The 15908-nt window shown below is 46.8% G+C and carries 12 protein-coding genes; all 12 read left to right on the top strand.

All coding sequences use genetic code 11. From position 1 onward, the window contains the following. Window positions 1-2: 2 nt before the first annotated feature. A complete protein-coding gene (locus tag DC345_RS08565) occupies window positions 3-701 on the top strand; it encodes a hypothetical protein (protein WP_113052719.1) in 699 nt (232 codons plus the stop codon). A 331-nt stretch (window positions 702-1032) separates the two neighbouring features. After that, a complete protein-coding gene (locus DC345_RS08560) occupies window positions 1033-2778 on the top strand; it encodes a sensor histidine kinase (protein WP_113052718.1) in 1746 nt (581 codons plus the stop codon). 85 nt (window positions 2779-2863) lie between these two features. Continuing rightward, complete coding sequence (locus DC345_RS08555; protein WP_113052717.1) at window positions 2864-4486, top strand: response regulator; 1623 nt, start codon at window positions 2864-2866, stop codon at window positions 4484-4486. Window positions 4487-4610: 124 nt separating this feature from the next. Then, window positions 4611-6296 (top strand): type 2 periplasmic-binding domain-containing protein, encoded by a 1686-nt coding sequence (locus DC345_RS08550; protein WP_113052870.1) that lies wholly within the window; start codon window positions 4611-4613, stop codon window positions 6294-6296. A gap of 249 nt (window positions 6297-6545) precedes the next feature. Further along, window positions 6546-7436, top strand: a complete 891-nt coding sequence (locus tag DC345_RS08545; RefSeq protein WP_062321959.1) for an ABC transporter permease — start codon at window positions 6546-6548, stop codon at window positions 7434-7436. Between the two features lie 29 nt (window positions 7437-7465). After that, window positions 7466-8344, top strand: coding sequence for a carbohydrate ABC transporter permease (locus DC345_RS08540; protein ID WP_062321957.1), 879 nt, complete (start codon window positions 7466-7468; stop codon window positions 8342-8344). Window positions 8345-8376: 32 nt separating this feature from the next. Further along, window positions 8377-9486 (top strand): glycoside hydrolase family 53 protein, encoded by a 1110-nt coding sequence (locus DC345_RS08535; RefSeq protein ID WP_113052716.1) that lies wholly within the window; start codon window positions 8377-8379, stop codon window positions 9484-9486. 34 nt (window positions 9487-9520) lie between these two features. After that, window positions 9521-11593, top strand: a complete 2073-nt coding sequence (locus tag DC345_RS08530; RefSeq protein ID WP_113052715.1) for a beta-galactosidase — start codon at window positions 9521-9523, stop codon at window positions 11591-11593. Window positions 11594-11789: 196 nt separating this feature from the next. Further along, on the top strand, window positions 11790-13229 hold the full coding sequence (locus DC345_RS08525; RefSeq protein WP_113052714.1) for an NAD-dependent malic enzyme: 1440 nt from the start codon (window positions 11790-11792) through the stop codon (window positions 13227-13229). 1 nt (window position 13230) lies between these two features. Further along, on the top strand, window positions 13231-13956 hold the full coding sequence (locus tag DC345_RS08520; protein ID WP_113052713.1) for an HD domain-containing protein: 726 nt from the start codon (window positions 13231-13233) through the stop codon (window positions 13954-13956). Window positions 13957-14208: 252 nt separating this feature from the next. Next, entirely contained in the window at window positions 14209-15276 is a 1068-nt protein-coding gene (locus tag DC345_RS08515) for an FUSC family protein (RefSeq protein WP_113052712.1), read from the top strand. Between the two features lie 140 nt (window positions 15277-15416). Further along, window positions 15417-15878, top strand: a complete 462-nt coding sequence (locus DC345_RS08510) for a pyridoxamine 5'-phosphate oxidase family protein (protein ID WP_113052711.1) — start codon at window positions 15417-15419, stop codon at window positions 15876-15878. Window positions 15879-15908 lie beyond the last annotated feature (30 nt).

The raw sequence follows: 15908 nt of genomic DNA, 5'->3' as shown, positions 1-15908 counted from the left end.
GTGTGTCGAGAACCAGACTTGTGTTCTCTGCGATGTTATTGCTGTTTGGCATCATTTTTACGTTTAAGCATCACCTCGGTTTCTCTGTGGGGGACACGATGTTGTCTGCTATAGGCATGTCGCCTTATACCACATCCTACGTAAGTGGTGTTCATATCACGATATTCTTTGGAATGGGTATATTAGCGTGCAGCTACTATCTTACACGCAAAGAAATCATGCTATTATATCCGGTTTTGGCCAAACGTCTCTGGCTGATCGTTCTCGCTATCGTTCTCAGTTATTCCTACATGACGGATAAATTAATGTACGTAGCCAAATGGGGAGCTTCTGGTATCAATGGTGTTTCCTATGTCCAAAATGATAGTTCCTGTACCTATGATGTACTGGACAATGGTATTACACGAGTAAACTGTGACCTGACACTCAAAAATTACACCCGAGAGTCTGTAGCAGCTGTACTCTTGCCTGATTTGGCCGGCAGTTACAAACATCATGATGATCCGCTCTATGAATCCCTGCAGTCTGTCGAGCTCAAGCCTGTACATATAGAAATTGAGCCGTATGGAACATTTAAGGGTCAACTGGCGTTTTCCGGATTAGCTGACTCCCCGTTGCAAGTGAATGGAAAGCTAACCGATATTGTTTTGGATGTCGCCGTGGATGGAGAGAATACGGTGTTTGATTACGATATTCCATAATTGATACTTTGTTAGCAAGATAGAATGAATACATAAGAAGTGTATTTTGAATTAAAAGAAAATATCCAATATATTGTGTTTAGAAAAGAGCTGACGGTTATCGGCTCTTTTTTGCGTGGAAGTTGCAATTAGTGCAGAAAAGTTGGTTTTGTCACCTTTATGCATCTATATGATAACGCTTACGATATATATAGAATCTCTTTAATGAGATTAAGTCAGGAGTAATAGTTGAGTTGTAAAACGGATTCGCCCAGAAAAAAAAGTTTATGTTTAACGCTTTCATCGTTAAAATTAGATTCACTGACTAATGAAGGCAAGGTGAGGTAAGAAGATGTCATACCGGACGAATCTATTTTCCAAAATGGTCATTTTAATTCTAATTATGCTTGTTCCAGTCGTCCTGCTGTACTGGTATTCCAACCATAAAACGACAGCAGTTCTGCGGGATGAGCTCAATCGCTCAAACAGCAACCAACTGGAGTTTTTTCAAAATCAAGTGAATACACACATCGAGTTGTTATCCTCATGGCCGAATCTGCTCATTCATGATCCCGATATTGCGAGCTTCCGTCGGATCTACGCCGACAGTAAATATTTCGATCTGGACACGATCAATCTGGTTAAACGTATTCAGAACAAGCTGAGTATTCAGGAAAGTTCATCCAACTGGACCACGAAACTGTACCTTTATTCGCCGACGCTGGGCAGGGTCATCTCTGAACGAGATGCCGGTTATTACGATCAGCAAACGCTGCGAGGCAACATTTCATCCGGATGGAATGTTCGAAAGACTCAGGAGGGGGAAGATGATAAATTCATCTTCAGCTGGATCACCGTATCTCCATACGGCATTAGCGATCCCGCAGCCAATGCGCAGACTGTGATCAAGCTTGAATTCGACAGTGACAACATTCGAGATATGCTGGACAAATTTAAGGACGATGGTCGCCACGACCCCTTCTATTACCGGGAAGAGACGGGGGTAATCTATAACCGAACCTCGGATCGTGCCCTGACAGGTGAGCTGATGGATAATCTGGCTATTGATGAGCTTAAAGATGTCGATAACAGGACGGTAGTCATTGACGGTGAACCTTACATGGTTAATACGGTAAAGTCCAGCACGACTGGCTGGTATCTAGTTGATTACATGCCATTATCAGCTATTCTGAAGCCGATTCATCAGTCCAACATATTATTTTATTCGGCCATGATTTGTCTGCTATTAATGAGCTTTGCTGTTGCCTATCTGTTATATGTCCAGGTCCAGGTCCCTGTCAAACAGTTGATTCGTGGATTCCAACGATTGAAGCAGGAGGATTATTCAGTCCGAATTACACCCAAAGGACGCAATGAATTCAGCTTTTTGTCCGAACGATTCAACTCCATGGTGGCGCAGATTCAGCAGTTGTTCGAACACGTGTATCTGGAACAGATTCATGTGCGTGAAGCCCGCCTGAAACAGCTGCAATCGCAGATTAATCCACACTTTTTCTATAATTGTTTCTCATTCATTACGAGCATGGCCAAACTGAAGCGTGTCGATGCTGTCGTTGCTATGTCGCATAATTTGTCCCGATATTATCGCTATACAACGAGGCAGGAACGTGACGTGGTGCCGCTCACAGAGGAAATTGAGTTCGTCACCTGTTATCTGGAGATTCAGCAGATGCGCATGGACCGAATACGTTTCAAAATTGAATTATCGGAAGACATCCTGAGGCAAGAGGTACCACCTCTCATCGTACAACCACTTGTAGAGAATGCGGTTATTCACGGAATTGAAACCGATGCCGAAGCTGGGGAAATACGGGTGTCGGGAGAACAGAGAAATGGCATGATGATTCTTACCGTCGATGATGACGGGCAAGGTATGGGTGAGCTGGACAGGCATATGCTGCTTCACAAACTCACAGGAGGTATGGATCAAGAGATGGGGTGTGGGTTGTGGAACGTCAATCAGCGTCTTCAACTCAGGTATGGGGAACAGGCGGGAATTAGCATTACGGAATCACCGCTTGGTGGGTTGCGTGTTACCTTGTCTTGGCCTGCTGCCGAGAAATCTCTTCTTGAATAGTAGGATAGAACTAGAGTGTTTAAATGACTACAGCATAAGAACGATAGATTTCATTGCATAACGAAGCGGATAGGGAGTGACTGTCTTGATTGATATCTTATTGGTGGATGATGAAACGTATGTAACGGAAAGTCTGGAATTGACCATTCCCTGGGGCGAGCTCGGGGTGACGACAGTTTTGCGTGCGGCATCTGGCAAGGAAGCGTTGCGGATCTTAGAAGAGAATGCAGTGGATCTCGTGGTGACCGATATTCGAATGCCGGGCATGTCCGGGCTGGAGCTGGTCGAGGAGGTATGCTGTCGATGGGCGCATATACGCTGTATCCTGCTGACCGGACACAGTGATTTTCAATATGCCAAAAAAGCTATCCAACTGCAGGCTGCAGATTATATTCTCAAGCCGGTGAACGATGAGGAATTCATGGCTTCGGTCTCTGCTGCCATCACGTCCCTTCGGGATGATTGGGATGAATTTGATAAATACCATCGCTTGTTATACAGCCGGAAGTCAGATTATAAAATTTTGCGGGAGAATCTGATGCATGATTTGTTATTGGGCCGCGAGATTACAGCACGAGCACTGGGTGAACAGCTTGAGAAGTATGAGATTGTGCTTCAGCCGGATCAACCGGCAGTTATGATGCTAATTCGCCTTACAGGCCGGTTCTCGGCAATGGATCAGCAATCACTGGATTTGATGGAGTTTGCGGTTGGTAATATTGCCGAAGAGGTGTTTGGTCCGCATTTCAACGTATGGTTTGGGAGAGGTCCCCATGAGAGTCTAGTCATGATTATACAGAATCAGGGCTGGACGGAGCCAGCTCAGACAAATGTGGATGAATTGAAGCAACCAGTTGGGACTTTCCGCGAGCATGTTATTCGATATCTGCAAGGCGATCTGTCCATGGTGGTGACAGCACCGTTTCAATTTGCCGATCTGACGACCGCTTATCGTAAAGGTTTAGGATCACTCGTTCTATCGGGTCCAGAGGAAAATACGATTATTTACATGGATACAGAACTGTCGAAACGACCGGAGAATGATGCGGCTCAAGCGCTTGAAGAGCTCTATAAGCCACCCGTACTGCCTCAATTGCTTGAAACCAAACAGTGGGAGGCAGCGGCACGTAAACTGAATGCCGTATTTGATGCAGCAGAACGTGTATGTCTCTCAAGAGAGCATGTATATGAGATGTATTTATCTGTAACGAATGCCTTTATGTATATCGCGCACAAGCAAGGACATCTCGTACATGAAATTGATCATGCGGGATTCGACCTGCTGCTTGCTCATCAGTTGATTCAATCACCTGACAAGCTTCGCCGCTGGGCAACTGAGATGCTTGCCAAGCTGCAGGAGGAGTTATCGGATCACGAAGGAGTACAGAGCCGCAGACACGTCATCAAGCAGGTTCAGGAGATGGTAACGAGAGACGCAGGACAGGATCTGTCCGTGAAGATGATCGCAGACAAGGTGTATTTGCATCCCGTTTACTTGTCCAAGATCTACAAAGCCGAGACAGGTGAGGGGCTGGGCGATTATATGATTCGCATGCGGATGGAGCGTGCATTGTATTTGCTCAAAAACACCAACAAAAAGATATACGAGATTACGAGTGAGCTAGGGTACCAAAATCCGCAATATTTCAGCAAAATGTTCAAAAAGCATTACGGGATGACACCGAATGAATATCGGGATCAGGCATAATTTCAACATCATTCCAATATATAGGTTGCCAAAGGTGCAGAAATCTTGTTTTCGTGACATAGGCTGAAAGACCCGGCAGGCCTATAATGAAAGGGTAACCAAAATGATTGAAGGGGGAACAACATTGAGAGCGAAATCCACGAAAAAGAGATTACTGTCGCTTCTCGCAACGGCGGTGTGTCTGACCGGCGTCCTTGCAGGCTGTACAGGAGGAAATAGCGGAGGAGATAGCGAGGCATCAAGTGCGCCAGCTGTTGAAAACGAATACAAAGAAAAATATGATCCTGCAGTAACCATTACAACGGCATGGGGAATTGATCCTGAACTAAAATTCAAAAATGGCGAATCTATGGAAAATAACGTGGCAACCAAATGGGCCAAAGACAAATTTGGAATTGAAATCAAATCCTTATGGTCTGTTACGGATACGAACAACGCATTCGCGACAAAACTTCGTCTTGCGATGTCTTCCGGTCAGGAGATGCCTGATGTGGTAACGGTAGGGGACAACCTGCTCGCACAGGATCTGATTGATTCCGGCATGTATCAGGAAGCGGGTCCACTTTTCGACAAATATGCTTCCGACACTTGGAAAAAAGCGATGGAGCAGGATCCCAATGTATGGAACCAGTATAGCCGTGACGGCAAAAGAATGGGTATTCCCGTACTTGACTATGCGTACAACAATGATTATCTGCTGTGGATTCGCCAGGACTGGCTGGACAAGCTGAATCTGGAGGCGCCAAAAACAATCGATGAACTGGAAAAAGTCATGGATGCGTTCAAAAATCAAAATCCTGATGGATTAGCTCCAGACAAGGTTACTCCACTGAGCATCGGTTTCAAAACATCCATGAACACATGGATGGGTGATCCATCCTGGATCTTTGGTGCATACGGAACACTGCCATTCCAATGGAATGTAGCTGAAGATGGCAAGCTGGAGTATGGTTCCATTAACCCTGGCATGAAGCAAGGTCTGACCAAATTAAGCGAATGGCTCAAAAAAGGATATATCCCGCAGGAAGCAGCATTGTGGGATGAGAACAAAACAGCAGAGCCAGCAGTCGCAGGTACAGCCGGTATTATCCCAGGTCCATACTGGATGAGCGGATGGCCGCTTCTGGATACGGTGAAAAATGTGCCGAGTGCCGTTTGGAAACCGATTGAAATCCCGACTGGCCCAGAAGGCAAAGCGATGCGCCACGGTACACAGTTTGTTAACGGTGTCATTCTGATCAAGAAAGACATGGAGCACCCTGAAGCATTCTTCACGTATGAGAACTACCTTTTTGACAATTATGCAGATCCGGCACCGGGTAGCCCGTATGATAATGGCCTGTTTGCTAAGTATGACTATCAATTGGATGCCAATGGCAAACAAATGCCGATTGACCAAATCGAAGGCGGCTATGTGAACGTTGTACGTTATTTGCTCGTTCGTGACGGCGCTCGTATTCCGGATGCTCAGATGAAAGCCTTAATGAATCTGGCGGATGGCAAAGAGCCTGAGACGAAGCTTGAGAAGGATGTAGCCGTAAACTATGGGCCAGAAACCCCTGCTGCTGCAAAAGTATTGCTCAGTCAGGAAGAAATCTCGTTCAAAAACATGTTTACCGGTCCAACGACTGCAACGATGAAATCTAAGCTCGACTACCTGAACAAAATTGAGAATCAAGCATTCAACGAAATTATTTATGGCAAAAATCCGGTTGATGCGTTCGATACATTTGTACAAACGTGGAAATCGGGTGGCGGCGACCAAATTACACAAGAGGTCAACGAATGGTATGACAGTGTGAAAAAATAAGGATACAAGGGCGTGCAGACGAACCAAGTCTGCGCGCTTTTTTTGTCGTTATTAGAGCTTGATTTTACATTGGGGAGTTGCGGGTCAGCACTGGATGAATGACTGGAATAACAGCGAGTCCAAACTGGTTGCTTTTGTGCCATTTATATTGCTTTTATGTGCTGTTTGACCTATGCAAACGGTTGATATAATCGCTGTATAAGCCACTCAGGGAGTACTTGAGTAGGAAGAATTACAGGGGGAGCAATCATGAGAACTTTAAAACGAACTTGGCCATTTCACGTAATGCTGCTGCCAGCCATCATCTTTTTGATCATATTCAGTTATGTGCCTATGGGCGGAATTGTTATGGCATTTCAGAACTACAAACCATGGCTCGGCATCAGCGGCTCGGAGTGGGTCGGGCTAGATAATTTTAGATATTTGTTTGAACGCGAGGACAGCCTGCAAGTCATTTGGAATACACTGATTATTGCTGTGCTCAAACTCATCTTTAACTTGTTTGTCCCGTTTGTGTTCGCGATTCTGCTCAATGAGGTTCGCAAGATGGCGATCCAGCGAACGATCCAAACCTTGGTATATCTGCCTCACTTCTTGTCTTGGGTTATCCTGGGCGGGATTCTGATTGATCTGTTATCCACCGGGGGACTGGTGAACCGGGTACTGGGGACATTCGGACTTGGGCCATATTTCTTCCTTGGAGATAACAGCTGGTTTCGACCGACGATCATTCTGACGGATGTGTGGAAGGAATTCGGCTATAACATGATTGTTTTCTTGGCTGCTCTTGCCGGCATTAACCCGGCGCTGTATGAAGCAGCAGAGATTGACGGAGCGGGTCGTTGGAAGCAGACGCTGCATATTACCATCCCGTCTCTTGTACCGATGCTGATGGTGGTTGGGACACTGGCACTGGGTAACGTACTTAACGCCGGGTTCGATCAGATTTTCAATCTGTACAACCCGCTTGTATATCAAACGGGTGACATTATTGATACATTCGTTTATCGCTCGGCGCTGGAAAATGGAGAGATGGGCTTCGCGACTGCCATTGGATTATTTAAATCGGTTATCAGCATGGTCTTGATCCTTGTGTCATACAGCTTAGCCAAGAAATACGCCGGATATCGCATATTCTAATCGAATGAACAGAGAAAGAAGGGACCACGATGTATCATAAATCAACGCCTTATCGCGTGTTCAATGTCATCAATATTTGTTTTCTCATTTTGGTTGCCATTATGTGTATTGTACCGATGATTCACGTTCTGGCTGTATCCTTCAGTAACAAGGCTGCCGCAGATGCCAACCTCGTCAGCCTCTGGCCGGTAGGGTTCTCACTTGAAGCATACAAAAAAACGATGAATAATCCGATTTTCCTAAATTCTCTCTGGATTTCCTTGCTGCGGACAGTCATTGGTACGGGAATTACGTTGCTGATTACCTTTTTGGCGGCGTACCCGTTGTCGAAAGAAAATAATGAATTTAAAGGAAGAACCGTCTATTCATGGATTTTTGTTTTTAGTATGATCTTCAATGGGGGTCTCGTTCCCTTCTATATGGTCATCCAGAAGATCGGTCTGATGGATTCTTTCTGGGTGCTGGTGCTTCCTGGAGCTGTTAATACCTTCCTCGTTATTCTGATGCTAAACTTTTTCCGAGGCATTCCGAAAGAGCTTGAGGAAGCGGCGCTGATGGATGGTGCCAATCACTTCAGAACGTTGTTCAGTATCTTCCTGCCGATTTCCATGCCATCGATCGCCACGATTGCGTTGTTCAGCATGGTATTTCATTGGAACTCATGGTTTGACGGATTGCTCTACATGAACAATGCCAAGGATTATCCGCTGGCCACTTTCATGCAGACCGTAATTATCAAACGTGATATGAGTACGATGGCCATGAACCCGAAAGAGATGGAAACCATTTCTCAAACCACAGTAAGAGCGGCACAAATTTTTATCGGAAGTGCGCCAATCCTCATTGTGTATCCATTCCTGCAGCGCTTCTTTGTCAAAGGTATGACCTTGGGCTCGGTTAAAGGCTGAGCCTGCATCTAAATTAAACGGAGGTTGATGAAGTGAGTCATTTAAAGGAAGAGGCATTCATTCTCGGAATGGATGTGTCATTTATGGATGAAATTGAGCAGCATGGTGGGAGCTATCGTGATGAGCATGGACAGCAGGCGGACTTGCTGACCCTTCTCAAGCTGGGTGATGCCAATGCAATTCGGTTGCGGATCTGGAATGATCCTGTAGGCGGATTCTGTAATCTGGAGCGGACGGTAGCAGTTGCCAAACGGATCAAGGAACAAGGCTTGCAATTTTTGCTGGATTTTCATTATTCCGATCGTTGGGCTGATCCAGCCAATCAATGGAAGCCAAAGGCGTGGGAGAAGCTGTCCTATGAGGAACTGCAGCGTGAGGTATGTACTTATACGGCAGATGTGCTGAGAACACTCAAGGAGCATGATGCATTGCCGGACATGGTCCAAGTGGGGAATGAAATTACACCGGGCATGTTATGGGATGAAGGACGTGTTGGTGGGGAAGAGCATGATACCGACGAACAGTGGGAGCGTTTTGCTGGACTTGTGAAGTATGGCATCGCTGCTGTTAAATCGATTGATTCAGAAATCAAAATTATGATTCATATAGACCGCGGTGGTGATAATGCGGAGAGTCGCAAGTTTTATGATCGATTTGAAGCGCTTGGTGTAGAGTTCGATATCATTGGGCTCTCCTATTACCCTTGGTGGCATGGAACACTGGATGCACTGCGTGATAATCTGCATGACCTGGCTAAACGCTATGGCAAACCTATCAATGTGGTTGAAACCGCTTATCCTTGGACATTGCAGCAGCCTGAAGGCCATGAGTGGATTCTGAATCAGGAAGAACTGCTGCTGCCCGGGTATCCGGCAAGTGTGGAAGGACAGACGCGTTATCTGAAGGATCTGCTGCAAATTATTCGTGAGGTTCCCGGCGGTCTCGGAGCAGGGTTCTATTACTGGGAGCCTGCCTGGATTCCTAGCAAGGAAGAGTGGTCTGTTGGACATCCGAATAACTGGGGCAACCTGACGATGTTTGACTTCAAGGGTCAGAAGTTGCAATCGTTTTCAGCACTGAAGGCTGGAGAGGAAACTGACACTGCATTGGATGAGCAGCAGAGTGCTGCATTAATCAAATAGATAATTAAAATGAAATGAACAAGGAGTTGTCAGCATGACATACAAATATCCACCCGTAAGTTCCAAAGCACCTCAGATGTTGCATGGTGCAGATTATAATCCGGAGCAATGGCTCCGCTATCCTGAAGTCCTTGAAGAAGATATCCGCCTGATGAAGCTTGCCAAATGTAATGTAATGTCCATTGGTATCTTCTCATGGGTATCCCTTGAACCAGAAGAAGGTGTATACACGTTTAACTGGCTTGATCATGTATTGGATACGTTTGCTGCAAATGGAATTTACGCATTTTTGGCTACCCCAAGCGGTGCAAGACCTGCCTGGATGTCGGCCAAGTATCCCGAAGTGTTGCGTGTTGGAGCCAATCGCGTTCGCAACCTGCATGGCTTCCGTCACAACCATTGTTATACATCTCCGATATACCGGGAGAAGGTTACTGCAATCAATACCAAACTTGCAGAACGTTATTCGGATCATCCCGCAGTAATAGGCTGGCACATTTCCAATGAATTCGGCGGGGATTGCCACTGTGATCATTGTCAGGAAGCTTTTCGCGGCTGGGTGAAAAACAAATACGGCACTCTGGATGAGTTGAATCATTCATGGTGGACAACTTTCTGGAGCCATACCGTGACAGACTGGAGTCAAGTGGAGTCTCCTGCCCCGCACGGAGAGACACAGGTCCATGCGATGAATTTGGACTGGCGCAGGTTTGTCACCGACCAGACCGCTGATTTTATTGTACATGAAACGAAACCGCTGAAGGCCAAAAACCCCGATTTGCCAGTAACGACCAACCTGATGGAATTTTATGAAGGATTGAACTACTGGAAGTTCGCTGACATTCTGGATTTCCTGTCATGGGACAGTTATCCGACATGGCATGATGCGGACGAAGAGGATACACTCGCATCCAGAGTAGCAATGATGCACGATATCGTTCGTTCCATTAAGGGTGGGCAGCCATTTCTATTGATGGAGAGCACACCAAGCTCAACTAACTGGCAAGAGACCAGCAAATTGAAACGTCCGGGCATGCATTTGCTGGCGTCTTTACAAGCGGTAGCGCACGGCTCGGACAGTGTACAATACTTCCAGTGGAGAAAGAGCCGGGGTTCGAGTGAAAAGCTTCATGGAGCGGTTGTGGACCATGTTGGGCATGAACATACCCGTGTGTTCCAAGATGTTACTGATGTGGGAACGGCACTTGAAGGAATGCAGGCGGTGGTTGGAACGTCCGTTCCGGCCGAAGTTGCCATCATCTTCGACTGGGAAAACCGGTGGGCAGTAAAGGATTCCCAAGGACCGCGTAACATCGGAGTGAAGTACGAGCAGACGGTAGAATGGCATTATGATGCCTTTTGGAAAAAAGGTGTTCCTGTGGACGTTATCGACATGGATGCTGATCTCTCCAAGTACAAACTGCTCATCGCACCTATGCTCTATCTGGTACGTGAAGGCGTCGGCGAACGCATTGAGCGATTCGTGGAAAATGGCGGTACATTTGTAGCCACGTATTGGTCAGGTATCGTAAATGAGAATGATCTTTGCTTCCTGGGAGGATTCCCTGGACCGCTTCGCAAGACACTGGGGATCTGGTCAGAAGAGATTGACGGCTTGCATGACCGTGATCTGAATGGGGTTGTGCCTGTGCAAGGCAACGAGCTTCAACTGAATGCCGAGTATGATGCTTTCGAATTATGCGACCTGATTCATCTGGAAGGTGCAGAAGCGCTGGCGACATATCGCTCCGACTTCTATGCTGGACGGCCTGCTTTGACCGTTAACCGTCTTGGTTCAGGTAAAGCTTATTATATGGCGACACGTTTCAAGGCTCCATTTTACGATGATTTCTATGGCAGTCTAATCGCTGATCTGGGTATTGAGCGTGCTCTTGAAACCCAGCTTCCTGCTGGAGTTACAGCACACATTCGTACTGATGGCACAGCAGATTATGTATTTGTGCAGAACTATACACCGGAGCCGAAGCAAGTACAACTGGATAACCAGTCCTATAGTGATCTGCTGAGTGGTGATGCTGTGGAGGCCGGCCTGGATTTGCAGCCATATGATATCAGAGTACTGCGCAGAGCGGCTGAGCGTAAATAATCTTTAGTTCAACTTATATAGCATGCAGGAAGGGTCACCCTTAATGTCTCGTTCAGACGGAGAGGGTGGTCCTTTTTGTCGTATTTAGATCACGCTGAGTACTTTTTCTGGGCAAGATAAAGGATAAACGTGTCCGCGCAGCGAAGACAAACAGGTAACATTGCAACTCATGACTTTCAGTCTGGGAGGAATTGGAATGAATCAAAGGAATTTAGACGGTAACAGCTTTATTATTCGGCTGGAAATGACAACAAAAGACATCAAGTTTGGCGAAGTGGCCTCGGCCATCTCGGAAGCTGGTGGAGACATTATCGCCATTGACGTAATTTCGACCAATCAGGATGTAAGTGTGCGCGACTTAACTGTCGCTGTAACGGATGCACAAGATAACAGCAAAATTATAGAAGGGGTGCGCCAGCTTAAAGGGGCATCCATCATAAACGTATCGGACCGGACGTTCCTGCTGCACTTGGGCGGCAAGATTGAGGTTACTCCGAAGGTCCCGATTCATAACCGGGAAGATCTGTCACGCGTATATACACCGGATGTGGCCCGGGTATGTTCGGCTATATCAGAAGAGCCTGGAAAAGCATTTTCGCTGACAATCAAGCGGAATACGGTTGCCGTAGTATCGGATGGTAGTGCCGTGCTTGGACTCGGCAACATTGGACCACGTGCCGCGATGCCAGTCATGGAAGGTAAAGCAATGTTGTTCAAACAGTTTGCAGGAGTGGACGCTTTCCCGATCTGCCTGGATACACAGGATACTGAGGAAATCATTCGAACTGTGAAAGCGATCTCACCAGCATTTGGCGGGATTAATCTGGAGGATATTTCTTCACCGCGTTGCTTTGAAATTGAGCGTCGTCTGAATGAGGAACTGGACATTCCGGTATTTCATGATGATCAGCATGGTACAGCAGTTGTGTTGTACGCAGGTCTGATCAATGCTCTCAAGCTGGTTGGCAAGTCCATCACAGATGTAAAAATTGTCGTCTGTGGTATTGGTGCAGCAGGTGTGGCGTGCAGTAATATTCTGCTGTCCGCGGGTGCGAGTCGGGTTGTCGGAGTTGATCGTGAAGGTGCGCTGGTACGGACGAATACCTATGAAAATGAAGTATGGAGCGATTATGCGGCTCGTACCAATCCAGAACTGGAGACAGGCTCACTTCGTGATGTGATTCGCGGGGCAGATGTCTTCATCGGTCTGTCACGAGGTAATCTGTTAACCCGGGAAGATGTGCAAACCATGGCCGCCGACCCAATTGTCTTCGCCATGGCGAATCCGGTACCGGAGATTATGCCGTCTGTGGTGGAAGATATCGTTGCTGTCATGGCTACAGGGCGATCAGATTATCCGAATCAGATCAATAACGTATTGTGTTTCCCAGGTATGTTCAGAGCCGTGCTGGATTGCCGTGCCAGTGAGATTAATGAGGAGATGAAGCTCGCAGCAGCTCAGGCGATTGCTTCAGCCATTTCGGATGAAGAGCGCACCCGTTATTATATTATTCCGAGTGTGTTCAATGATAAAATCGTCAAATCGATGCGCAATCGCGTGATTGAAGCAGCGGTCAAGACCGGTGTTGCAAGACGTATACCGCGTGAACAAACTCGCGAAGGCGGGGACGTGTAAGATGCAAGAGAATTCCCCTCAACATCTGAACCAAAGCACGCAACAATCAGGGCATGGGGATCAGGTTGATGGTACGTTAACAGGAGAGGCTATTCTTCGGGCGGCTCGCGCTTTTGTTAAAGGAGATGCGGCCGCACATACAGATGGTCATGACTGGCCCCATATCGAGCGGGTGACCGCACTTGCGGTCGAGCTTGCACACCGTATGGGTGCTGATCCCTTTATCTGTGAACTCGCTGCATTGCTTCATGATGTGCCGGATGAGAAGCTTAACGAAAGTCTCGAATCCGGAATGGCGAAGCTGAATGCATGGCTGGACACCCAGCCGCTTGAAGCGGGCACACGGGAAGCTGTGGTACACATCATTAGTTCCATTTCCTATGCAGGAGGACAACGCCCTGCCGTCTCATCCCTGGAAGCTCAGGTGGTGCAGGATGCAGATCGCCTGGATGCGCTGGGCGCTATTGGTATTGCGCGTACGTTTGCTTTTGCTGGCGCGAGAGGTCGTGAGATGTATGATCCTGCTCTATCGCCACGAGAGCAGATGTCGCGGGAGGAATATCGGAATGGACGCAGTACAACGATCAATCACTTTTACGAAAAGCTGTTTAAGCTTAAAGATCTGATGAACACGTCCTATGGCAAGGAACTGGCAGAGCAGCGTCATGACTTTATGGTGCAGTTCGTGGAGCAATTTAAGCGTGAATGGGAAGGAAGGTTCTCATAACTTTCTCCGTTTAGACTTAAACCTACAATACCCCTTACTTCCGAGAGTGGAGTGTGGGGTATTGTTGTGTATACATAGAAGTAATAGGGAATTTAACTCAGCATCAGGATACAGGGCATGGTAACCCAAAGGCTTCCATGATACAATAAATCGTTCTCCTGAAATGATTCGGGCAAAAAAAGAAATATGGGGTAATAATGATAATGATCATCCAACGAATGAAATCAGTTTTGAAAAAGAGGAGGGGTCACCATGTCATTTGGTGCACGTGTACTTAAGACAGGGATTGCGGTCACGCTGGCCCTGTACCTTAGCAGCATGTTCCTGAACCCGCAATCTCCCGTCCCCGCAGCGATTGCGGCCATCTTTGCGATGCAGCCATCCATATATCGTTCCTGGAAGTATTTCCTGGATCAGCTGCAGACCACCACACTAGGGGCAATTGTGGCCTTGCTGGGAGGCATGGTGCTATCCAATGAGCCCATCGCCGTCGGGTTAATTATTGTGCTGGTTATTATGATTTGTCTTAAATTAAATATGGGCGAAACGGTCGGCCTGACGCTGGTAACCGTTGTTTCAATTATGGAAGCGTCGGGTGACTGGCATTTTGCATTGAATCGTTTCCTGCTGACACTTGTCGGCATAGTATCTGCTTTTCTTATTAATATAACGGTATTTCCACCCAAGCCAAAGGTTCAGTTCGTGAAGCAGATTCAGAGTGTGTTCAGTGGCATGTCACTACTGCTGCGGACGTCAATCTCAGATGAGATCAAGGAAGTGGTGTTCCGGGATGAGAAAAACAATCTGGGCGGTTCCATTAAATCTTTGTCAGATAAGTATAATTTGTTTGAAGAAGAACAGAAGAAGATGAAACGTTCCAAATTCAGCGAGACCCGGCAGATGGTCGTATACAAACAGATGCTGCTGAGTCTGCAAAAAGGATTCGATGTGCTGGATTCGGTAGAACGCCATTATTTCCAGGCACAGCGCACACCTGAAATGGATCAGTTCTTTGATACACATCTGGAGCTTGTGATCAAATTCCATGAACATGCGCTGCTCAAATTCGAGGATAAGCTGAAACCAAACGGGGAAGAAGCGGCACAGTTCATTTTGGATAATGATCGTTTCATGGAGCAGGCCATTTCCCAGTTTGATATTGATCAGGAAGGGATGCTGAGATTGTCCATCGTAGCCGCTGCAATCTATGATTATGGCTACCAGCTGGAACGTTTAAACCGGCTTGCGGAACATGTGCATAGTGCCAGTGAAGACAAGGAGTCACAGGATAAAATTCTGAATTGGCTTAAATGGCCGTAAACATGGTAATACGGTTTGCGGTGATGTGGTTTCATCATATACAATGGAATCACAACCAGCCCGGACAGTGTGTCCGGGTTGTTTTGCATACATAGCACAAACCTTGTGCAACCAACTCAACCGAACCGAGGTAGATACGTATGAATTTAACACAGCTTAGTACTGAATGGATGGAGTGGTTCAATGGACAGGATCTGGAGCAGAAGCAGCACGAAGCGATGCAATTGCTGACTGTGTCCGAAGATGGCTGGCCGCATCAGGCGATGATTAGTATGGGGGAAGTTATTGCTATCGCGCCCAACTTGCTGAGACTGGCTTTATGGCCGGGAACACAGACAAGTATGAATATGAGCCGAACAGGCAAGGCTACCTTGATTGCTGTTCATCAGCAAAGTTTGTCAGCTATTCGTCTGAATGTGACTTCACTGCCGCAACTCATGGAAGCTGTGCATCCGAGAGATCGTTTTGAAGCTCAGGTGTTAAACGTTCGTGTAGATCATGCACCCTATGCGGAGATTACTTCTGGGGTAACATTTCAATTAAAAGACGAAGCTGGGGCCATCACACGCTGGAGAGAGACCATAGAAGAATTACGACAATAGTATGGGAGCGTTCTATATTCATCCTATCCG

It is taken from the genome of Paenibacillus taichungensis (genome assembly GCF_003287275.1).
GTDB lineage: Bacteria > Bacillota > Bacilli > Paenibacillales > Paenibacillaceae > Paenibacillus > Paenibacillus taichungensis_A.
This window is presented reverse-complemented; position numbering and strand designations above follow the sequence as displayed.

Excerpts from the sequence above, each read along its gene's own strand:
- DC345_RS08510 (WP_113052711.1), top strand. The coding sequence starts at position 15,417 with ATGAATTTAACACAGCTTAGTACTGAATGGATGGAGTGGTTCAATGGA.
- DC345_RS08515 (WP_113052712.1), top strand. The coding sequence starts at position 14,209 with ATGTCATTTGGTGCACGTGTACTTAAGACAGGGATTGCGGTCACGCTG.
- DC345_RS08525 (WP_113052714.1), top strand. The coding sequence starts at position 11,790 with ATGAATCAAAGGAATTTAGACGGTAACAGCTTTATTATTCGGCTGGAA.
- DC345_RS08560 (WP_113052718.1), top strand. The coding sequence starts at position 1,033 with ATGTCATACCGGACGAATCTATTTTCCAAAATGGTCATTTTAATTCTA.
- DC345_RS08545 (WP_062321959.1), top strand. The coding sequence starts at position 6,546 with ATGAGAACTTTAAAACGAACTTGGCCATTTCACGTAATGCTGCTGCCA.
- DC345_RS08520 (WP_113052713.1), top strand. The coding sequence starts at position 13,231 with ATGCAAGAGAATTCCCCTCAACATCTGAACCAAAGCACGCAACAATCA.
- DC345_RS08530 (WP_113052715.1), top strand. The coding sequence starts at position 9,521 with ATGACATACAAATATCCACCCGTAAGTTCCAAAGCACCTCAGATGTTG.
- DC345_RS08540 (WP_062321957.1), top strand. The coding sequence starts at position 7,466 with ATGTATCATAAATCAACGCCTTATCGCGTGTTCAATGTCATCAATATT.